The organism is Burkholderia pyrrocinia (genome assembly GCF_018417535.1).
In the GTDB taxonomy this organism is placed as follows: domain Bacteria; phylum Pseudomonadota; class Gammaproteobacteria; order Burkholderiales; family Burkholderiaceae; genus Burkholderia; species Burkholderia pyrrocinia_E.
This window is the reverse complement of sequence record NZ_CP070979.1, coordinates 994,067-1,015,158: the sequence shown is the minus strand read 5'-3', so window position 1 is coordinate 1,015,158 and position 21,092 is coordinate 994,067. Positions and strand designations below refer to the sequence as shown.

Genomic DNA, 21,092 nt, shown 5'->3' with positions numbered 1-21,092 from the left:
CGATGACGATCGACTATCACACCCTGAAGAACTGGCCGTTCGACGACATCGAGCAACATTACACGCATCGCGACGTGATCCTGTACAGCCTCGGTGTCGGATTCGGCGCCGATCCGCTCGGCCCCGACGAGCTCGCGTTCGTCTACGAGAAGCACCTGCGCGTGCCGCCGACGTTCGCGGCGGTGCTCGGCTACCCGGGCTTCTGGGCGAAGGATCCGCGCAGCGGCATCGACTGGGTCAGGATGCTGCACGGCGAGCAGACGCTGCGCATCCACCGGCCGCTGCCGCCGGCCGCGACCGTGATCGGCCGTTCGCGCATCGCGCGCATCGTCGACAAGGGCGCCGGCAAGGGTGCGCTGCTGCTGATCGAGCGCGAGGTGATCGACCGGGCGACGGGCGAGCGGCTCGCGACCCTCGAGCAGCTCAACTTCTGCCGCGGCGACGGCGGCTACAGCGCGAACGGCGACCCGAGCGACGCAGCACCGGCCGCGCCGCCCGCAGTGCCCGAGCGTGCGCCGGATGCCGTCTGCGACCTGCCGACGCGCGCGGAAACGGCGCTCGTTTATCGGCTGTCCGGCGACGACAATCCGCTGCATGCGGACCCCGACGTCGCGCGCGCGGCCGGCTTCGAGCGGCCGATCCTGCATGGCCTCGCGACGTGGGGCGTGGCCGCGCACGCGGTGCTGAAGATGCAATGCGGCAGCGACCCCGCGCGGCTCGCGCTGTTTCGCGCGCGCTTCACGGCGCCCGTGTATCCGGGCGAGACGATCCGCACCGAGATGTGGCGCGACGACACCGTCGTGCAGTTCCGTTCGCGCGTGATCGAACGCGACGTCGTGGTGCTCGACAACGGCGTCGCGGAACTGCGCTGAACCCGCGCGCATTGACTCAACCCTGACGGAGATGACTCTCATGGCCCGACCACCGAAACCGCTCGTGCGTTCCGACATCGCATACAGCCTGCCCGATCGCATCGTCGTGCGCGGCAAGGATTTGCCGAACGAAATCCTCGGCCACATGAACCTCGGCGACTTCGCGTTCCTGCAGCTCACGGGCCAGGCCGCGACGCCCGAGCAATCGGCCGTGTTCAACGCGATCGTGATCACGCTCGTCGAGCACGGGATGACGCCGAGCGCGATCGTCGCGCGGATGACGTATGCGGGCGCGCCCGAGTCGCTGCAGGCGGCCGTCGCGGCCGGCTTGTGCGGGCTCGGCTCGGTATTCGTCGGCAGCATGGAGGGCGCGTGCCGGATGTTGTCCGATGCGCTGCCTTACGGAACGAAGGGCATGCAGCGCGATGATCTGGCGCAGCTCGCGCGCGACACGGTCGCCGCGTGGCGCGAACGCGGCGCCGCGGTGCCGGGCCTCGGCCATCCGCTGCACAAGCCCGTCGATCCGCGCACGCCGCGGCTCTTCGAGATCGCCGCGCGGAACGGCCTGTCGGGCGATTACGTGACGCTGATGCAACTGATCGGCGCCGAAGCCGAGCGCGTGTCGGGCAAGTCGCTGCCGATCAACGCAACGGGTGCGATCGGCGCGATCTGCTGCGAATTCGGTTTCCCGTGGCGGATCGTGCGCGGCTTCGGCGTGATGGCGCGCGCGATCGGGCTGGTCGGGCACCTGGCCGAAGAGGCCGAGCGTCCGATGGCGTTCGAGCTGTGGCAGCGCGTCGAGGACGAAGCATCGGCCGTGCTGCGCGGCGAGGCCGAAGGTCCTTAAGCAAAATCGAAGTCGAGGTTAGGAAAAGCCGACTTCGCGAAACGCGACGACGCGGTTCATAGTAGGGCTACCTGCAAGCGCACCGGAGATTCGCAAGTGCCGACTTCATCATCACGGGAATCCGCATCGACGCCGCTCGACGCGTGGCTCGGCAAGACCGAAACGCTCGGCGATTCCATCACCGCGTTCCCGCTGAACGCACTGGCCGCGACGCTCGACCGCGCGGCGCCCGGCGACGTCGTGCCGCCGCTGTGGCACTGGCTGTACTTCCTGCCCGTCGCGCCGATGGCGGAAGTCGGCGCCGACGGGCATCCGAAGCGCGGCGGCTTCCTGCCGCCCGTGCCGCTGCCGCGCCGCATGTGGGCGGGCGGCCGCCTGACGTTCCATGCGCCGCTGCGCGCGGGCCGGGAGGCGACGCGCGAATCGACGATCGCGAACGTCGAGGACAAGACAGGCCGCAGCGGCCGCCTCGTGTTCGTGACCGTGCAGCACCGGATCGAGTGTGACGGCGTGTTGTGCGTCGAAGAAGAACACGACATCGTCTATCGCGACGCGCCGCAGCCGGGCGCGAGCGCGCCGAAACCCGTCGCGGCGCCTGCGGGCGAAACCTGGTCGCGCACCATCACCGCCGACGCCGTGCTGCTGTTCCGCTATTCGGCGCTGACCTTCAACGGCCACCGCATCCACTACGACCGCAGTTACGTGACGCAGGAGGAAGGCTATCCGGGGCTCGTCGTGCACGGCCCGCTGATCGCGACGCTGCTCGTCGATCTCGTGCATCGCGAACGGCCCGATGCGACGCTTGCCGGCTTCGCGTTTTGCGCGGTGCGCCCGACCTTCGACGGACAGGCGTTCACGCTGTGCGGCAGGCCGTCGGACGACGGCAGGACGATCGAGCTGTGGGCGAAGGATCGCGACGGCTGGCTGACGATGCAGGCCACGGCGACCCTCGCGTGACGCGACTCCTTCCATTCATCGACGACCGACCATGCAAACCACGCAACAGAATCAGTACGAGGACATCCGCGAAGCGGTGCGCGACCTGTGCAGCGAGTTTCCGGGCGAGTATTTCCGCAAGATCGACGAGGCGCGCGGCTATCCCGACGCGTTCGTCGACGCACTGACGAAGGCCGGCTGGCTTGCCGCGCTGATCCCGCAGGAATACGGCGGCTCGGGCCTCGGCCTCACCGAAGCGTCGATCATCATGGAGGAGATCAACCGATCGGGCGGCAACTCGGGCGCGTGCCACGGGCAGATGTACAACATGGGCACGTTGCTGCGCCACGGTTCGGCGGGGCAGAAGCAGGCGTACCTGCCGAAGATCGCGAGCGGCGAGCTGCGCCTGCAGTCGATGGGCGTGACCGAGCCGACCGCGGGCACCGACACGACGAAGATCAAGACGACGGCCGAGAAACGCGGCGACCGCTACGTGATCAACGGCCAGAAGGTATGGATCTCGCGCGTGCTGCATTCGGACCTGATGATCCTGCTCGCGCGCACGACGCCGCTCGCCGACGTGAAGAAGAAATCCGAAGGGATGTCGATCTTCATCGTCGACTTGCGCGAGGGGCTCGGCCATGGCCTCACGATCCAGCCGATCCTGAACATGGTCAACCACGAGACCAACGAGTTGTTCTTCGACAACCTCGAGATTCCGGCCGAGAACCTGATCGGCGAGGAAGGGCAGGGGTTCAGGTACATCCTCGACGGGCTGAACGCCGAGCGCACGCTGATCGCGGCCGAATGCGTCGGCGATGGCTACTGGTTCATCGACAAGGTGTCGCAGTACGTGAAGGAGCGCGTCGTATTCGGCCGCCCGATCGGGCAGAACCAGGGCGTGCAGTTTCCGATCGCGCGCGCGTTCGTCAACGTCGAGGCCGCGAGCCTGATGCGTTTCGAGGCCGCGCGCCGGTTCGACGCGCACGAGCCGTGCGGCGCACAGGCGAACATGGCGAAGCTGCTTGCGGCCGACGCATCGTGGGAAGCCGCGAACGCATGCCTGCAGTTTCATGGCGGCTTCGGCTTCGCGTGCGAATACGACGTCGAGCGCAAGTTCCGCGAGACGCGCCTGTACCAGGTCGCGCCGATCTCGACGAACCTGATTCTCGCGTACGTGGCCGAGCACATCCTCGGCCTGCCGCGGTCGTTCTGACGGAGAGAAACGATGCGACCGCTCGACGGAATCAAGGTCATCACGCTGGAACATGCGATCGCGGCACCGTTTTGCACGCGCCAGCTCGCCGATCTCGGCGCGCGCGTGATCAAGATCGAACGGCCCGGCAGCGGCGATTTCGCGCGCGGCTACGACGAACGCGTGCATGGGCTGTCGTCGCACTTCGTGTGGGTGAACCGTTCGAAGGAAAGCCTTGCACTCGACGTCAAGCAGCCCGAAGCCGCGGCCGTGCTGAAGGCGCTGCTCGCGGACGCCGACGTGCTCGTGCAGAATCTCGCGCCGGGCGCGGCCGAGCGTCTCGGCCTCGGCTACGACGCGCTGAAGGACACGCATCCGCGCCTGATCGTGTGCGACATCTCCGGTTACGGCGCCGACGGCCCGTATCGCGACCGCAAGGCCTACGACCTGCTGATCCAGAGCGAGTCGGGGTTCCTGTCGGTCACGGGCTCGCCGGGGCAACCGGCGAAGGCCGGCTGCTCGATCGCGGACATCTCGGCCGGCATGTACGCGTTCACGAACATCCTCGGCGCGCTGCTGATGCGCAGCCGCACGGGCAAGGGTTGCCGGATCGACGTGTCGATGCTCGAGAGCATGGTCGAGTGGATGAGCTACCCGCTCTACTACGCGATCGATGGGCAGAGCCCGCCCGCGCTGTCGGGCGCATCGCACGCGACGATCTATCCGTACGGCCCGTTCCCGGCCGGCGACGGCAAGACCGTGATGCTCGGGCTGCAGAACGAGCGCGAGTGGAAGGTGTTTTGCGAACAGGTGCTGCGGCAGCCCGCGCTTGCCGACGATCCGCGCTTCAACGCGAACTCGAAGCGCCATGCGGTGCGCGACGCCGTGCATGCGCTGATCGTCGACGCGTTCTCGGCACTGACGGCTGCGGACGTGATGCGGCGGCTCGACGCGGCCGGCATCGCGAACGCGCAGATGAACACGCTCGACGACGTGTGGCGGCATCCGCAGCTCGCGGCGCGCGAGCGCTGGCGGTCCGTCGAGACGGCGGCCGGCACGGTGCCCGCGCTGCTGCCGCCCGGGCTGCCCGACGGCGTCGAGCCGCGCATGAATGCGGTGCCGGCGCTCGGCCAGCATACGGATGCCATCCTCGCCGAACTCGGCTACGACCGCGCGCGCATCGATGCGCTACGTGCGAACGGCACGATCTGACGCAACGAGACATCATGACGAATATGCGTTCCCACCCGAGCCTTGCGCTCGCGACCTTCGCGTCGACCCTGCGCTTCGATGCCATTCCTGCCGACGTCGTCGAGCGCACCATCGACCTCTACGTCGACTGGCTCGGCTCGGCGCTGGCCGGCAAGGGCGCGCGCCCGGTCGAGACGATCGCCGCGTTCGCGCGCCGTGCGGGCGGCTCGCCGTACGGGCCCGGCACGGCCGACGTGCTGATCGACCGCACGCGCGCGACGCCGTATTTCGCGGCGATGATGAACGGCGCCGCGTCGCATTTCGCCGAACAGGACGACGTGCACAACGGTTCGGTGTTTCATCCGGCAACCGTCGTGTTTCCCGTTGCGCTTGCACTGGCGCAGGCGCGCGGCGCGAGCGGCGGCGAATTCATCGCGGCGGCGGTCGCGGGCTACGAGGTCGGCATCCGCGTCGGCGAATTCCTCGGCCGCTCGCACTACAAGGTGTTCCATACGACCGGCACCGCGGGCACCGTGGCCGCAGCCGCGACGGCCGGGCGGCTGCTCGGGCTGGCGCCGGCGCAGATGCTCGACGCGTTCGGTTCGGCGGGCACGCAGGCGAGCGGGCTGTGGGAATTCCTGCGCGACGCGGCCGATTCGAAGCAGCTTCATACGGCGATGGCCGCCGCGAACGGGCTGATGGCCGCCGAACTGGCGTGCGACGGGTTCCGCGGCGCGACGCGTATTCTCGAAGGCGCGCAGGGGATGGCGGCCGGGATGTCGAGCGACGCCGATCCCGGGCGCCTGACCGATCGTCTCGGCGAACGCTGGGCGACCGCGGAAACGTCGTTCAAGTATCACGCGTCGTGCCGCCATACGCATCCGGCCGCCGACGCGTTGTTCGCGGCGATGACGCGCGAGCGGCTCGCTGCGTCGGACATCGAGGCCGTGACCGCGCACGTGCACCAGGGCGCGCTCGACGTGCTCGGCGCCGTCGCCGTGCCGAGCACCGTGCATCAGGCGAAGTTCAACATGGGCACCGTGCTCGCGCTCGTCGCGTTGTACGGCTATGCGGGCGTCGACGAGTTCGAGCGCGGCTATACGGCCGCCGACGTTGCGGGGTTCCGCGATCGCGTGACGATGGCGTACGACGACGAAGTCGACCGCGCATACCCGGCGCGCTGGATCGGCAAGGTCACCGTGACGACGCGCGACGGCCGCACGATTGCGGGCCGCGTCGACGAGCCGAAGGGCGATCCGGGCAATACTCTGTCACGCGACGAGATCGCCGGGAAGGTGCGCCGGCTCGCCGCATTCTCGGGCGCGGCGTCGGCCGACGAGGCTGCGCGGCTCGTGGCCGATGCGTGGCGGATCGCGTCGCACGACACGATCGGCACGCTGTTTCCGGCGGTTGAAGCATGACGGCCGCATCCGCACGTTCGTGGCTGTTCGTTCCCGGCAATCGGCCGGAGCGTTTCGGCAAGGCGCGCGCGGCCGGCGCCGACGCGGTGATTCTCGATCTCGAGGATGCGGTGCCGCCGGCCGGCAAGGTGGCTGCGCGCGAGGCCGTCGTCGCGCATCTGGATCCCGCGCGGCCCGTCTGGGTGCGCGTGAACGCGGCCGACACCGAATGGTTTGCGGACGACGTCGCGGCGATCGCCGCGCATCGGGGCACCGCGGGCGTGATGCTGCCGAAGTGCGAAACGCGCGCGCAGATCGATGCGGTGCTCGCGCATGCGCATGACGGGCTCGCGTTGCTGCCGATCGTCGAGACCGCGCGCGGCATCGCGGGGCTCGACGCAGTCTGTGCGGCGCCGCGCGTGGCGCGCGTCGCGTTCGGCACGCTCGATTTTCAGGTGGATCTCGGCATCGACGGCGACGGCGAGGCACTGAACGCGTTCCGCTCGCACATCGTGCTCGCGTCTCGGCTGGCGGGGCTCGAGCCGCCGATCGACGGCGTGTCGACGGTCATCGACGATCCCGACGCGATCGAACGGCACGCGCGCCATGCGCGAAAGTTCGGCTTCGGCGGCAAGCTGTGCATCCATCCGAAACAGCTCGACGCCGTGCACCGCGCGTATGCGTGGAGCGATGCCGAGCAGGCGTGGGCGCGGCGCGTGCTCGACGCCGTGGAGACAAGCGCAGGCGCCGCGGTCGCGCTCGACGGGAAGATGGTCGATATGCCGGTGATCCTGAAGGCGCGGCGGATTCTGCGCGGCTAGGCGGGCGGTGCGCCCGCGCGCACCAGCGATGCGAAGCGACACGGCGGCGAGATCGTTGATCTCGCCGTTTTCGTTCGTGCGGGCGGGATCGTTCCCCGTCTCTCACGAGGCGATCGGCGGGCCGGAGCCGGTCGCGATCGCGTTGGCGAAGGTCGAGCCGTACCTCAGGAATAGCTGTAATCTACGGGCCTGGCTGTGCCGCGCACAACCGCAGCCGGGACGGTCGCGCACGCGTCCAGTGCCTTTCAAATCCCATCAGGAGCACGCACCTTGGCAACCTACATTGTGTTTACCCGTGAAAGCACGCAGGACCAGAACGAGCTCGACGTTTACCACCGCAATGTCGGTGCGACGCTTGCGGGTCATCCCGTCAAAGTGCTCGCCGCGTACGGCCCGCAGGAGACGCTCGAGGGCGATGGTCCCGAAGGCGTCGTGATCGTCGAGTTTCCGTCGAAGGAAGCCGCGCACGCGTGGTACGACGGCCCGGAGTATCAAACCGTCGTCCAGCATCGGTTCAAGGGCGCGCGTTATCGCGCGGTGCTGGTCGAAGGCACCTGAGGCAAGCGTTCGCCGCAATGTCGCGCATCGCGCCATGCGGCGTGCTTTCGAACGGCGTTCGGCGTCGTGCGCCGGATCCGCCATCGGGGAGAGCGTTGATCCCTCAAATGGACAGGGCATCGCCATGTCCGGCGATCGGCGACGTATTGCGTGGGCATCACTCACGGAACCGCGTCCGGCAGAATCACGGGCATTGCTTGCCATCGGACGTCAGGCGCAGAAAATGAAAACATCGATGTCGGCCGAGAAACACCCATGAACACGATCGACCGTCCTGCGATGAGCCGCGCGGCGCGCTGGCTGTTCGCGATCAGCGTGCTGCTCTATCTGGTCGCGATGATCGCGACGCCATTTCGGACAGGCACGCCGCCGCATCCGTGGGCGGCCGGCTGGGAGGTGCTGCTGACGGGCTGGATGGGCGTGCTCGCCGGCGTCTACGCGTGGCTCGCGAATCCGCTGGTGGCGGCCGCGTGGGTGCTGACGCTGAATCGCCGCCGGGGCCCCGCGGTCGTCGCGGCCGTGCTGGCCTTGTTGTCCGGCATGAGCTTCCTGTCGCTGCGACAGATCATGGTCAACGAAGGCGGCACCTACGAACCCGTGCATCTCGATGCGATTGGCTATTGGTGCTGGCTCGCGAGCTTCGGCGCGGCGCTGGTTGCCGCCGCGCTGCTGCCCGGCCGCGCAGGGCAGGGCGCCGCGAGCTGAGTCGGGAAAGTGGGATGCCGGCCGGCTCGCCCGGCGTCGTCGGCAAAGCACCGCTGGTCGGGCGGTCGTGTCGGCGGATGATCGGCGGATGTTGGTCCGCCACCACCGGAAATACCGGCAATCGTGCCTGGGCTTCATCCGTCGTCGCGTATCGCGGGCACATCGACGAAGCGACGCTCACCGCACATGCGCCTGCAACGCCCGCAACCAGTACGCCACCGCAACCGCACCACCATCCGGCGTGCCGATCGCGCGCTCGCCGAGATAGCTCGCACGCCCCGCGCGCGGCGTCATGCGCGCCGTTGCCTGCGCGCCGTGTTCGGCGGCCTCGACGGCCGCCGCCCATGCGCTCGCGGGATCTCGATCGCTGTCGAGCGCACGGTCGAATGCATCGGCGGCCGGCACCAGCGCGTCGAGCATCGTGCGATCGCCGGCATGCGCGCCGCCCAGTTCGCTGATCGAATCCACCGCGCCGCGGAATGCCGCGGCCCAGTCGCGCGTCGACGGTTCCGCGATATCGGCGAGCCGTCGGGACGCACGCAGCAGCGCGGTCGCGTAGAACGGGCCTGAACTGCCCGCGATCGCGCGGCGCAAGGCGGCGCCGAGCGCCGCGAGCGCACCGGCCGGCGTGCCGTACGCGGTGTCGGGCAATTCGAGGATCGCCTGCGCGGCACGCAGCATGCTCGCGCCGAGATCGCCGTCGCCGGCTGCCGCATCGAGGTCGGTCAGCGTCTGCTCGTGCTCGATCAGCGTCTGCGCGACCGCGTGCAGTGCCGGCTGCAGGCGCGCGGCCCACGCGCGGCCGGCCGCGTCGAGCGGCGGCAGCGGTGCGTCGTGCGAGTCGGCCGCGGTCACGCGGATGTGCGTATTCACGGCGCCGCCGCCCGGCCACGCGCGCGCCTGCGTCGGCGCGTCGAGCAGCGCCGCGCGTTCGTCGTTCAGCCGTAGCACCGAGATCGAGCAGCCGGGCATGTTCAGCGCCGACAGGAACGTGCCGGCCCACGCGCGCGCGACGACGATGCCGCGCCGGCTCAGGTTGTCGTACGCGGCGCGCAGCGCGATCGCGAGTTCCATGTCCGGCGTCGCGCCGAGACCGTTGACGAACAGCGCGACGCGTTCGCCGCTGTCGAGCACGAGATCGGCGACGATGCTCGACAGCAACGTGTCGACCAGCGCGTCGGCGGGCAGCGGCGCGCGGCGTTCGACGCCTTTCTCGCCGTGGATGCCGAGGCCGAGCTCGATCTCGTGATCGGCGAGGCTGAAGCCCGACTTGTCGGCGCCCGGGATCGTGCAGCCGTCGAGCGCGACCCCCATCGTGCCGAGCTCGGCCGCCGCGTCGCGCGCGATTCCCGCGACGCGGGCGAGCGGCAGCCCGCGCGCGGCGGCTGCGCCGGCGAGCTTGTGGATCAGCACGGTGCCGGCGATCCCGCGCCGCTGGCCGCGCTCGACACGGCCGCGCAGCGACACGTCGTCGGCGACGATGACGGTCTCGACCGGAATTCCTTCCGCCCGCGCGAGTTCGGCGGCGAGCCCGAAATTGAGCCGGTCGCCCGTGTAGTTCTTCACGATCAGCAGCGCGCCGTTCGGGCCGGCGCTCGCGCGGATCGCGGCAAGCACGGCGTCGGTGGAAGGCGACGTGAACACTTCGCCGCACACGGCCGCGCTCAGCATCCCTTCGCCGACATAGCCGCCGTGCGCGGGCTCGTGGCCGCTGCCGCCGCCGGAGAGGATCGCGACGGGCCGCTGCGCCGGCTCGGGCAACGGCTGGCGGACGAGCACGTGCTCGTCGCCGAGGATCGCGAGATGCGGCGACTGTCGCGCGATGCCTTCCAGCATTTCTCGCACGACATCGGACGGGCGGTTCACAAGCTTTTTCATGGCGACGGTTCCTGACGGGTGAACGGGGCTCGGTCGGGCCCGCGCGGGCGCCGGACGGCTTTCGTGTAGCGGACGATCGTGCGGGCGCCCTGTCGCAGGCAGGGGCGGCATCGCCGGCCGCGCGCTTCGCGCCACGATACATCAGGTTGGAACGTCGCTGCACGGATCGCAGGCGCGATCGTGCCGTGCCGGGGCGTTGGCCCGCCCGGGATGCGGCTACTTCGCTGCCGCGATCTCCTTCGCACGAATCAGTCGCGCGCGCAGCACGTTGCGGCTGATGCCGAGCAGCCGCGCGGCCTGGATCTGGTTACGGTGGCTGAATTCGAACGCGACGCGCATCACGGTGTCCTCGATGCGCTCGAACAGGTTGCCGTGATCCTCGTCGAACAGGTCGCGCAGCGCCCGTTCGAGCGCGGCCTGCGCGCCGGCGGCCGGCTCCGGCGCACGCGCGGCGGCGGCCGGCACGCCTGGCGCCGCGATGTGCAGGTCGGTGTCCTGCAGCGAATCGTGGCGGCTCACGAGCAGCGCGTGATGGATCACGTTCTCCAGTTCGCGGATATTGCCGGGCCAGCCGTGCGCCTCGAGCCTGCGCTCGGCGCGCGGATCGATGCTGCGCGGCCCGTAGCCGAGGCGGCTGCGGTAGTCGTCGAAGAAGTGGCGTGCGAGCGGCAGGATGTCGCCCGGGCGCTCGCGCAGCGTCGGCACCGCGAGCTGCACGACGTTGAGCCGGTAGAACAGGTCGCCGCGAAAATGCCCGGTCGCGACCGCCTGCTGCAGGTCGACGTTGGTCGCGGCGACCACGCGCACGTCGATCGGCATGCTCGTGCGCGAACCGAGCCGCACGACCTCGCGCTCCTGCAGCACGCGCAGCAGCTTGACCTGCATCGACAGCGGCAGGTCGCCGATCTCGTCGAGAAACAGCGTGCCGCCGTTCGCGGCTTCGAACCAGCCCGGCTTCGCGCTGAATGCGCCCGTAAACGCCCCTTTCTCGTGGCCGAACAGTTCGCTCTCGACCAGCGTCTCGGAGAACGCGCCGCAGTTCACGGCCACGAATGGCCCGTTGTTGCGGTGGCTGAGGCTGTGCACGTGGCGCGCGATCAGTTCCTTGCCGGTGCCCGTCTCGCCGACGATCAGCACGTTCGCGTCGCTCGGCGCGACGAGGCGAATCCGTTCGAGCAGCGCGACCGAGCGCGGATCGACGAACACCTGTGCGCGGGCGCGGATCGACGTCGCGAGCGCGGGCCGGTCGGGTAGCGTGAGGACGGGCGCGGCGTCGGGCCAGGCATCGGAAGAAGAACGGTTCATGAGTAGAAGCCCGGCGTCGGATAGGTTCGCTTGAGCGCCCATTCGCCGAGCTCGCGGATCTTGTAGGCGAGCGGGTCGTGGAGCGTATGAGTGCGCAGGTTGCGCCAGTGCCGGTCGAGCCGCAGTGCGCCGTGCGTGGCGCGCGCGCCGGCGACATCGAACATGCGCGTGCAGAGATCGAGCCCGGTGCGCGCGGCCGACACTTTCGCGCCTGCCGTGGCGAGCGCGACCTGGCCGCGCTCCGCATGCGTGAGCGCCGAATCGCGTGCCCACGCGGCGTCGAGACGGTCCGCCGCGCGGTCGGCGAGCACGCGCGCGGCTTCGAGCCCGATCCAGAATTCGCCGTACTGGCCGAGGATGTACGGATCGTCGCCGGTGCTCGCGACCTGCGCGCCGGGCCACGGCCGCGCCTCGTGCAGCGTGTAGTGCCGTGCATCGTCGAACGCGGCTTCGGCGATGCCGAGATACACGTTGGTCAGCACGAGTTGCGCGACGAGCGGGCGCAGGCACGAAAACGGTGTCGACAGCGGGCCGGGGTCCGCCAGCAGCTCGTGATCCTCGACGCGCACTTTCTCGAACGTGACCGTGCCGCTGTCGGTCTGGCGCTGGCCGATGTTGTTCCAGTCGTCGGCGATCGAGATACCGCTGCGCTGGGTCGGCACGGCCGCGATCAGGAACGCGCGCGACTCGGCGTCGTGTGCGGACGCGATCAGCATCTGCGAATCGAGCGCGCCCGAACAGAAGCTCTTCTGGCCGCTGAATTCGCGCCACGCGCCGCGCGAGCGGCTGATCGTGCGCTCGTCGAGCGGGTTCAGCGCGTTGCCCCAGAACCACTGCTGGCGCGCGGTTCGCTCGAACCACGATTCCCACTGCGCGGGCGCGCCGAACAGCCGCACGGTCGCGAGCATCAGGTGGTGGAAGCCGAACACGTGCGCGAGCGAACTGTCGGCGGCCGCGAGCACGCGAACGACGTCGAGCGTCGCGCGCCAGCTCGCGCCGAGGCCGCCATAGGCGGCCGGAATGCTCAGCGCGAGCAGGCCGCTTTCGCGCAGCAGGTCGCGCTCGGCCTTCGGCGTGCCGCCCTGCCGGTCGCGTTCGGCCGCCGTTCGTGCGAAGCCGGCCGCGAGGCGTTCGGCTGTTTGCCGGGCGTCAGGCGGGCCCGGTTCGTCGCGGGACGGCGTGACGACGCGCAGGTCGGCCGCGCGAGGCGATACGGAAATGGATGTCATGGCTGTGTAGGCATCGGGTCGCTGCACGGATCGGTCAGGCCACGCTGGACGTTGCTGCCCGGGTGCTGCGTATTCAGCAGAGTGTTCAACGTTTTGCGCAACGCGGGAAACATCGATTTCTGATAACCAATGCCGGATTGCTGCGCTGGACGCAGTTGCGCAACGCGATGTCGTTCGGTGAAGCGAAGTGCGGTGTGCGGATGTCGATGAAGCAGCAGCTTCGGCACTGCTGCAACGACGTGCCGCGTTGCGGCTGTGCGCGATCGCGGCGAACGGGTGCCGCGTGCGTTGCGGATTCCACGCCGAAACGGAAAGACGCCTTCGGCATGCGCCGCGCTGCTGATCAGGCAGCAGCGAATCAGCATGGTTGTTTCCCGCAGTTCATCTCGCTGCGGAATATGGTTGTGATGTGGCGGCTGGCACGCTTATCAACATACGGCGGTCGGCGAAGACGGCGCCACAGGCCGTCGATCGCAACGCATTTCGTCATGCAGACGATATTTTTTCATGGCGATCGCAGCACTGGCACGCTCCTTGCGGACCCATGACGTGACGGGTGCGTTGGCGCCCGATTCGACAATGGGAATGCAACCGATGAGCAATGCAATCAACGTGGTCGCGATATCGGGCGGCCTGCAACGGCCGTCGCGCACGCTGGCGCTGACCGACGCGATCGTCGCGGCGCTCGGCGCCGCGCTGTCGACCGACACGCGGCTGATCGAACTCGGCGAAATCGGCAGCCGGCTGGCCGGCGCGTTGACGCGCGCACAGGTGCCGGCCGACCTCGAAGTGCTGATCCGCGCGATCGAGACGGCCGATGCGCTCGTCGTCGCGAGCCCCGTCTATCGCGCGTCGTACACGGGCCTCTTCAAGCACCTGTTCGACCTCGTGCGTCACGACGCGCTCGTCGACGTGCCCGTGCTGCTCGCCGCCACCGGCGGCAGCGAGCGTCATGCGCTCGTGATCGACCATCAATTGCGGCCGCTGTTCAGCTTCTTCCAGGCGCGCACGCTGCCGATCGGCGTGTACGCATCCGAAAGCGATTTCGACCAATACGAAATCGCGAACCCCGCGCTGCGCGCGCGCATCGCGCTCGCCGTGGATCGCGCCGTGCCGCAACTGCGTCCGCATGCGCTGTCCGCCGCGGCTGCGTAGGCCGTTTCCGTTTCCCCTTCGATCAGGACACCTTCATGAGCCTTTCCGATCCTTCCGCCGACGGCGTCAAATTCGCCTACTGGGTACCGAACGTCAGCGGCGGCCTCGTCGTCAGCACGATCGAGCAGCGTACCGACTGGAGCCTCGAATACAACCAGCAGCTCGCGCGCACGGCCGAGGCGGCCGGCTTCGACTACGCGCTGAGCCAGATCCGCTTCACGGCCGGCTACGGCGCCGAATACCAGCACGAGTCGGTGTCGTTCAGCCAGGCGCTGCTGCATGCGACGACGAAGCTCAAGGTGCTCGCCGCGATCCTGCCGGGGCCGTGGCATCCGGCCGTGGTCGCGAAGCAGCTCGCGACGATCGACCATATTTCGAACGGACGCATCGCGATCAACGTCGTGAGCGGCTGGTTCAAGGGCGAATTCACCGCGATCGGCGAGCCGTGGCTCGAGCACGACGAACGCTATCGGCGCTCGAAGGAATTCATCCAGGCGCTGAAGGGGATCTGGACGCAGGACAACTTCACGTTCAAGGGCGACTTCTACCGCTTCAACGACTACACGCTGAGCCCGAAGCCCGTGCAGAAGCCGCATCCGGAGATCTTCCAGGGCGGCAGCTCGCGCGCGGCGCGCGACAACGCGGCGAGCGTGTCGGACTGGTATTTCACGAACGGCAATACGCCGGAGAACCTGAAGGCGCAGATCGACGACATCCGCGCGAAGGCGGCCGCGAACAACCATCGCGTGCGCATCGGCGTCAACGCGTTCGTGATCGCGCGCGACACCGAGGAAGAGGCGCGGGCCGTGCTCGCCGACATCGTCCGGCACGCGCACGTCGAGGCCGTGCATGCGTTCGGCGATGCGGTGAAAGAGGCCGGCAAGGCGTCGCCGGAAGGCGAGGGCAACTGGGCGAAATCCACGTTCGAGGATCTCGTGCAGTACAACGACGGCTTCCGCACGAACCTGATCGGCACGCCGCAGCAGATCGCCGAGCGGATCGTCGCGCTGAAGGCGATCGGTGTCGATCTCGTGCTCGCGGGGTTCCTGCATTTCATCGAGGAAGTCGAGTATTTCGGCCAGCGCGTGCTGCCGCTCGTGCGCGAACTCGAGGCGCAGCGGCAGGCGGTGGCCGCGTGACGCGTGCTGGCCGGCGCGCGGCTCGCGAGTGCGTGAGCCCGCGCCAGCACGAGACTCACGCCACGCCCGCCATCTTCGATGCTTCGACCACCATCTGCACGCCGAGGCCGCCGAGGATGAGGCCCATCGCCCAGCGCTGCGCGAGCAGCAGCGTCGGGCGTCCGTGCAGGAACTTCGCGATGCTGCTCGAGCAGATCGCCACCAGCCCGTTTGCCGACGCGAATGCCGCGATCAGCAGTGAACCGAGAAACAGCGACTGGCCGAACACGCTGCCGCTCCGATAGTCGATGAACTGCGGCAGCAGCGACACGAACAGCATCGCGAGCTTCGGATTCAGCACGCTGGTCGTCGCGCCCATCGCCAGCAGCCGAAGCGGCTGCTCGTTCGGCAGCGCCTGCACCTCGAACGGCGAGCGGCCGCCGGGCCTGACCGCCTGCCATGCCAGGTACATCAGGTAGGCCGCACCGACCGCGCCCAGCACGCTGCCCGCATAGGGCACGCTCATGAACAGCGTCGTGATGCCGAACGCTGCGCCGAACATGTAGAACAGGTAACCGATCATCACGCCGGCCAGCGAAATGAGCCCGGCCGTGCGCCCTTGCGCGATCGAGCGCGACATCACGTAGACCATGTTCGGCCCCGGCGTGACCGCGAGCATGCCGCCGATGACGAGAAATCCGTAGAGCGATCCGGACGTATGCATGTTTCCGCTTCCTGCAACGAGTGCTGACGGAATTCATTGTCCGACCGTGGAGGTGAACAGTAAAACGGGATAAACTGAATCGATTGATCAGATTTTCTGAATGATATGAAAAAGCTCGACCTCGATGTGCTCGCGATGGTGGTGGCTGTCGCGGAATCCGGATCGTTCGCGCAGGGCGCGCAGGCCGTGCATCGGTCGCCGTCGGCGGTGAGCATGCAGATCAAGGCGCTGGAAGACGCGCTCGGCAAGCCGCTTTTCATCCGCGATACGCGCAACGTGACGGCCACCGACGACGGCAGGACGTTCGCCGAATACGGCCGCCGGATGCTGGCGATGCGCGACGAGGCGTGGGCGTCGGTCGTGCGCCCGGAGATTCGCGGCCGCGTGACGATCGGCGTGCCCGACGACTACATTTCGTCGCTGCTGCCGCAGGTGCTCGGCAAATTCGCCGCGATGCACCCGCGTGTGGAAGTGCGCGTGATCGGCCAGCCGAGCAGCGCGCTCGTGCCGATGCTGAAGGACAACACGGTCGACCTCGCGTGCCTCACGCGGATCAAGGGCGTGACCGGCGAGCTGATCCGGATGGAGCCGATCGTCTGGACCGGGTCGCCGAAGCGGAACGTATGGGAAGAGCGGCCGCTGCCGGTGGCCTTTTTCACGCACGGCGGCAGCATGGCGCGCGATCACGCGATCAAGGCGCTGAACCGGCAGCACATCCCGTTCCGGATGTCATACGAAAGCCCGAGCTACCTCGGGCTGCTCAGCATGGTCGAGGCCGGGCTCGCCGTCGCGCCGCTGGCGCGCTGCTGCATTCCCGATCATCTCGTCCAGCTTTCAGAGAGCCACGGGCTGCCGCCGCTGGGCGAACTCGAGGTCGTACTCGCGCGCAGCGCGCAGTCCGCGCGTGCGCCGTGCGACTACCTCGCCGAGCAGATTCTCGACGAATGGCGCGCGTGACCGGCACGTTACCCGCGGCGTTTCAGCACGACTTCAGCAACCATTCGCGGAATGCGACGAGCGACGGCAGCGTCTCGTTTCCCGGCGGGTAGACGAGGTAGTAGCTGCGCTGGCTGGTAATCGCGTCGCCGATCGACACGAGCTCGTTGCGGCTCAACTCGTCTTCCACCAGTACCTTCGGCACCAGCCCGATCCCCATCCCGGCCCGCACGGCCTGGATCAGGTGCGACGTCAGCTCGAAGCTCGGGCCGATACGCATCTGGCGATGGTCGAGCCGATAGTGCGAGAACCACTCGGCCCACGCCTGCTGGTTGCTCGTTACGCCCAGCAGCGTTTGCTGCGCGGCCCAGGCCGGCGTGCGTGCTGCGGCCTTGCGGCGGCTGCCCGCGTCGGGGCTCGCGATCGCGATCAGGAACTCGTTGTACAGCCGATGCGCGTGCAGGCCGGGCCAGTCGTCCGCGCCGACGGTGATGGCCGCGTCGAGGTCGTCGTTGAGAAAGTCGATCGCGCCGATCCGCGAATGAAGGTGCACGGTCACGCCCGGATGCGCGGCGTAGAAGTCGTGCAGGTGCGGCAGCAGCCATTTCGAGCCGAACGTCGGCAAGGTCGCGAGCCGCAGCGTGCCGGCGCCTGCCTGGTGGGACATCGCCTGCAGCGTCGCGCCGCGGATGCGCCCCAGTGCGCCGCTCAGCTCGACGAAGTAGCGGCGCCCGACTTCGGTCAGCTTCACGGAGCGGCCCTCGCGCCGGAACAGCGGCACGCCGAGTTGATCCTCGAGCGTCTGCACTTGCCGGCTGATCGCGCTCTGGCTCAGCGACAGTTCGTCGGCAGCGCGCGTGTAGCTTTCGTGCCGCGCAGCGGCCTCGAACACGAGCAGCAGCGACATCGACGGGGTGAGGCGACGGTAATTCATGAGTTTTATGCAATATTCGTCGGGCGAGAATTCGTTTGTTTCTCGCGGAATTTCCAAAGATACTGGAATTCCCGGTTGGGTGGAAACTTGCTCAAAACTCATGTTTTGGAGCACGCGAACTCGCCGGCTCCACCCACCTTGCGTTTTTGTCCCCGCTTTTACCCATGTCGATCGCCCCGTTGCCCCGCCCCGCCAGCCCGCCCGCGAACGCGTACCGTGACTTTCTCGCCGCGCTGCAGGCCGCCGGGTTCGCCGGGGAAATCCGCGCGGACCATGCGAACCGGACGGTCCAGGCCACCGACAACTCGATCTACCAGCGCCTGCCGCAAGCGGTGATCTGTCCCGCGCATGCGGGCGATGTCCGGTTGCTGGCCCGGCTGCTCGCGGAGCCCGCCCATCGCGACGTCGCGGTGGCCGCGCGCGGCGGCGGCACGGGCACCAACGGGCAGTCGCTGACCGACGGCGTGGTCGTCGACCTGTCGCGGAACATGAACCGGATCCTGGAAATCGACGTCGAGCAGCGCTGGGTGCGCGTGGAGGCAGGCGTCGTCAAGGATCAGCTCAATGCGGCGCTGAAGCCGCACGGGCTGTTTTTCGCGCCGGAGCTGTCGACGTCGAACCGCGCGACCGTCGGCGGAATGATCAACACCGACGCGAGCGGGCAGGGTAGCTGCACGTACGGCAAGACGCGCGATCACGTGCTCGAGCTGGACTTCGTGCTGATGGGCGGCGAGCAACTGCACAGCGCCGCGCTCGCGAGCGACGACCTGGAGCGCCGCTGTGCGCGGCAGGACCGGATCGGCAAGGTCTACCGCACCGCGCGGCGCATCAGCGACGACAAGGCGGCACTGATCGAAGCGAAGTTTCCGAAACTCAATCGCTGCCTGACCGGTTATGACCTCGCGCACCTGCGCGAACCCGACGGCCGCTTCAACCTGAACAGCGTGCTGTGCGGCGCCGAGGGCTCGCTCGGCTTCGTCGTCGAGGCGAAGCTCAACGTGCTGCCGATTCCGAAGGTTTCAGTGCTGGTCAACGTGCGCTACGCCGGCTTCATGGATGCGTTGCGCGATGCGCGCGCACTGATCGAGCACCAGCCGCTGTCGATCGAGACGGTCGACTCGAAGGTGCTGATGCTCGCGATGAAGGACTTCGTGTGGAGCAGCGTGGCCGAGTATTTTCCACAGGACGACCGGCGCCCGACGCTCGGCATCAACCTGATCGAATTCAGCGGCGACGATGCGAACGACGTCGATGCGCGCGTGCGCGCGTTCGTCGACCATCTGCGCACCGATACGCGCGTGGAGCGCCTCGGCCATACGCTCGCGGCCGGCGACGATGCGGTGAAGCGCGTGTATGCGATGCGCAAGCGCGCGGTCGGCCTGCTCGGCAACGTGCAGGGCGAGGCGCGTCCGCAGCCGTTCGTCGAGGACACCGCGGTGCCGCCCGAGAACCTCGCCGCGTACATCGCCGAATTCCGCGCGCTGCTCGACGGCCACGGGCTGCAGTACGGGATGTTCGGCCACGTCGACGCCGGCGTGCTGCACGTGCGCCCGGCGCTCGACATGAAGGACCCGCGGCAGGCCGCGCTGGTGCGGCCCGTGTCGGATGCGGTGGCCGAGCTGACGCAGCGTCATGGCGGCCTGCTGTGGGGCGAGCACGGCAAGGGCGTGCGTTCCGAATATGCGCCGGCCTTTTTCGGCGAGCTGTATCCGTCGCTGCAGCAACTGAAGGCCGCGTTCGATCCGTTCAACCAGTTCAACCCGGGCAAGATCGCGACGCCGCCGGACCACGCGATGCGGCTGCTGAAGATCGACGAAGTGCCGACGCGCGGCGACCACGACCGGCAGATCGACGAGCGCGTGTGGCAGAGCTACGGCACCGCGATGCACTGCAACGGCAACGGCGCGTGCTACAACTTCGATCCGGACGACGCGATGTGCCCGTCGTGGAAAGCGACGCGCGAACGCGTGCATTCGCCGAAGGGGCGCGCGTCGCTGATGCGCGAATGGTTGCGCCTGCAAGGGCAGGCCGGGGTCGACGTCGTCGCGGCGGCACGCGCGCGGCAGCCGTTCCTGAGCGGCCTGGCCGCCCGCTGGCGTAACAGCCGCGCCGCGCGCAACGGCGAGGCCGACTTCTCGCACGAGGTGTACGACGCGATGGCCGGGTGCCTCGCGTGCAAGTCGTGCGCGGGGCAGTGCCCGGTCAAGGTCAACGTGCCCGAATTCCGTTCGCGCTTTCTGGAGCTGTATCACCGTCGTTATCAGCGGCCGCTGCGCGACTACCTGATCGGGTCGCTCGAATTCACGATGCCGTGGATGGCGCGGGTGCCCGCGCTGTACAACGGGCTGATGCGCGCGGGATGGGTGCGCACGCTGCTGGAGCGGCAGGTCGGCATGGTCGACAGCCCGCTGCTGAGCCGCTTCGATCTCGCGGCCGTGATCCGGCAATGGCGCGTGAAGCCGGCCGACCCGCACGCGCTCGCGGCGCTGAGCGACGCGCAGCGCGCGCGCAGCGTCGTCATCGTGCAGGACACGTTCACGCGCTATTTCGATACCGGGCAACTGGCGACGCTGATCGAACTGGCGGCGCGCGTGGGCTTTCAGGTGTGGCTCGCGCCGCTCGCGCCGAACGGCAAGGCGCTGCATGTGCAGGGCTTTCTGCAGGCGTTCGAGAAGGCGGCGATTCGTAACGCCACGCAACTGGCCGCGCTGGCGCGCTCGGGCGTCGCGCTGGTCGGCCTCGATCCGGCGATGACGCTCACGTATCGGCAGGAATACCTGAAGGTGACGGGGCTTACCGATGTGCCGAAGGTTGCGCTGCCGCAGGAATGGCTGCTGCAGGCGCTGCCGGAAACCGGCGCGGGCGGCGTATCCGGTGCATACCGGCTGCTGCCGCACTGTACCGAGAAGACCAATGCGCCCGACAGCGGCAAGCAATGGGCGCAGGTGTTCGCGCGGCGCGGGCTGCGCTTGCAGGTCCAGGCGACCGGGTGCTGCGGGATGTCCGGTACCTATGGGCACGAGGCGCGCAACCTGCAGACGTCGAAGACGATCTATTCGCAGTCGTGGGCGGCGCACGTCGATGCGCCGGAGGATCAAGGCGAGGCGCTGGCGACCGGGTATTCATGTCGCAGCCAGGTGAAGCGCATGTCGTCGACGCAGTTGCGTCATCCGCTGCAGGCGTTGCTCGATCACGTTCGTGCGGCGGGGTGACGTCGGGCGGCGTGCGCTGCGCTGCCCGTGTGACGACATCGCGCGCCGAGCGGCACGCTCCGTGCCGCTGTCGACG

At 68.6% G+C, this 21,092-nt stretch carries 19 protein-coding genes; 13 read left to right on the top strand and 6 right to left on the bottom strand.

What is annotated here, in order from left to right; all coding sequences use genetic code 11:
• Positions 1-2 precede the first annotated feature (2 nt).
• From JYG32_RS37535 to JYG32_RS37495, 9 genes are all read left to right on the top strand, one after another.
• Complete coding sequence (locus JYG32_RS37535; protein WP_213267762.1) at positions 3-872, top strand: MaoC/PaaZ C-terminal domain-containing protein; 870 nt, start codon at positions 3-5, stop codon at positions 870-872.
• Positions 873-912: 40 nt separating this feature from the next.
• Positions 913-1,719 carry a citryl-CoA lyase gene (locus JYG32_RS37530; protein ID WP_213267761.1) on the top strand — a complete coding sequence of 269 codons (807 nt, stop codon included), beginning with the start codon at positions 913-915 and terminating at the stop codon, positions 1,717-1,719.
• 96 nt (positions 1,720-1,815) lie between these two features.
• Positions 1,816-2,676 (top strand): FAS1-like dehydratase domain-containing protein, encoded by an 861-nt coding sequence (locus JYG32_RS37525; RefSeq protein ID WP_213267760.1) that lies wholly within the window; start codon positions 1,816-1,818, stop codon positions 2,674-2,676.
• 31 nt (positions 2,677-2,707) lie between these two features.
• A complete protein-coding gene (locus tag JYG32_RS37520; RefSeq protein WP_213267759.1) occupies positions 2,708-3,871 on the top strand; it encodes an acyl-CoA dehydrogenase family protein in 1,164 nt (387 codons plus the stop codon).
• A 12-nt stretch (positions 3,872-3,883) separates the two neighbouring features.
• Positions 3,884-5,062, top strand: a complete 1,179-nt coding sequence (locus JYG32_RS37515; protein WP_213267758.1) for a CaiB/BaiF CoA transferase family protein — start codon at positions 3,884-3,886, stop codon at positions 5,060-5,062.
• 23 nt (positions 5,063-5,085) lie between these two features.
• The gene (locus tag JYG32_RS37510; protein WP_213268327.1) at positions 5,086-6,462 is read left to right on the top strand and encodes an MmgE/PrpD family protein; all 1,377 of its coding nucleotides are present in this window, start codon (positions 5,086-5,088) and stop codon (positions 6,460-6,462) included.
• The gene (locus JYG32_RS37505) at positions 6,459-7,262 is read left to right on the top strand and encodes an HpcH/HpaI aldolase/citrate lyase family protein (protein ID WP_213267757.1); all 804 of its coding nucleotides are present in this window, start codon (positions 6,459-6,461) and stop codon (positions 7,260-7,262) included. Before JYG32_RS37510 ends, JYG32_RS37505 begins: the two co-directional genes overlap by 4 nt.
• A 270-nt stretch (positions 7,263-7,532) precedes the next feature.
• Positions 7,533-7,820, top strand: a complete 288-nt coding sequence (locus JYG32_RS37500) for a DUF1330 domain-containing protein (RefSeq protein WP_213267756.1) — start codon at positions 7,533-7,535, stop codon at positions 7,818-7,820.
• 255 nt (positions 7,821-8,075) lie between these two features.
• Complete coding sequence (locus JYG32_RS37495) at positions 8,076-8,525, top strand: hypothetical protein (RefSeq protein WP_213267755.1); 450 nt, start codon at positions 8,076-8,078, stop codon at positions 8,523-8,525.
• Positions 8,526-8,702: 177 nt separating this feature from the next.
• On the opposite strand, the gene JYG32_RS37490 is transcribed toward JYG32_RS37495, so the two are convergent.
• From JYG32_RS37490 to JYG32_RS37475, 4 genes are all read right to left on the bottom strand, one after another.
• Positions 8,703-10,403 carry a dihydroxyacetone kinase family protein gene (locus JYG32_RS37490; protein WP_213267754.1) on the bottom strand — a complete coding sequence of 567 codons (1,701 nt, stop codon included), beginning with the start codon at positions 10,401-10,403 and terminating at the stop codon, positions 8,703-8,705.
• Positions 10,404-10,619: 216 nt separating this feature from the next.
• Positions 10,620-11,708 carry a sigma-54 interaction domain-containing protein gene (locus JYG32_RS37485; protein ID WP_174377964.1) on the bottom strand — a complete coding sequence of 363 codons (1,089 nt, stop codon included), beginning with the start codon at positions 11,706-11,708 and terminating at the stop codon, positions 10,620-10,622.
• Positions 11,705-12,937, bottom strand: coding sequence for an acyl-CoA dehydrogenase family protein (locus JYG32_RS37480; RefSeq protein ID WP_213267753.1), 1,233 nt, complete (start codon positions 12,935-12,937; stop codon positions 11,705-11,707). Before JYG32_RS37480 ends, JYG32_RS37485 begins: the two co-directional genes overlap by 4 nt.
• Positions 12,934-13,302, bottom strand: coding sequence for a hypothetical protein (locus tag JYG32_RS37475; RefSeq protein WP_213267752.1), 369 nt, complete (start codon positions 13,300-13,302; stop codon positions 12,934-12,936). The genes JYG32_RS37480 and JYG32_RS37475 overlap by 4 nt, the downstream gene beginning before the upstream one ends.
• A gap of 229 nt (positions 13,303-13,531) precedes the next feature.
• Between JYG32_RS37475 and msuE the strand changes: the two genes are divergently transcribed.
• Together msuE and sfnG are read left to right on the top strand one after the other, a co-directional pair.
• Entirely contained in the window at positions 13,532-14,092 is a 561-nt protein-coding gene (msuE, locus tag JYG32_RS37470) for an FMN reductase (RefSeq protein WP_174377970.1), read from the top strand.
• 35 nt (positions 14,093-14,127) lie between these two features.
• The gene (sfnG, locus tag JYG32_RS37465) at positions 14,128-15,231 is read left to right on the top strand and encodes a dimethylsulfone monooxygenase SfnG (RefSeq protein ID WP_213267751.1); all 1,104 of its coding nucleotides are present in this window, start codon (positions 14,128-14,130) and stop codon (positions 15,229-15,231) included.
• Positions 15,232-15,286: 55 nt separating this feature from the next.
• Here the strand turns inward: sfnG and JYG32_RS37460 are convergent, their stop codons facing one another.
• Positions 15,287-15,934 (bottom strand): LysE family translocator, encoded by a 648-nt coding sequence (locus JYG32_RS37460; protein ID WP_213267750.1) that lies wholly within the window; start codon positions 15,932-15,934, stop codon positions 15,287-15,289.
• Positions 15,935-16,039: 105 nt separating this feature from the next.
• Between JYG32_RS37460 and JYG32_RS37455 the strand changes: the two genes are divergently transcribed.
• Positions 16,040-16,891 carry a LysR substrate-binding domain-containing protein gene (locus tag JYG32_RS37455; RefSeq protein ID WP_213267749.1) on the top strand — a complete coding sequence of 284 codons (852 nt, stop codon included), beginning with the start codon at positions 16,040-16,042 and terminating at the stop codon, positions 16,889-16,891.
• A gap of 22 nt (positions 16,892-16,913) precedes the next feature.
• Here the strand turns inward: JYG32_RS37455 and JYG32_RS37450 are convergent, their stop codons facing one another.
• Positions 16,914-17,804, bottom strand: coding sequence for a LysR substrate-binding domain-containing protein (locus JYG32_RS37450; protein WP_152863283.1), 891 nt, complete (start codon positions 17,802-17,804; stop codon positions 16,914-16,916).
• Positions 17,805-17,968: 164 nt separating this feature from the next.
• On the opposite strand from JYG32_RS37450, the gene ydiJ reads away from it, so the two are divergent.
• The gene (gene ydiJ / locus JYG32_RS37445) at positions 17,969-21,016 is read left to right on the top strand and encodes a D-2-hydroxyglutarate dehydrogenase YdiJ (protein WP_213267748.1); all 3,048 of its coding nucleotides are present in this window, start codon (positions 17,969-17,971) and stop codon (positions 21,014-21,016) included.
• The last annotated feature ends 76 nt before the right edge of the window (positions 21,017-21,092 follow it).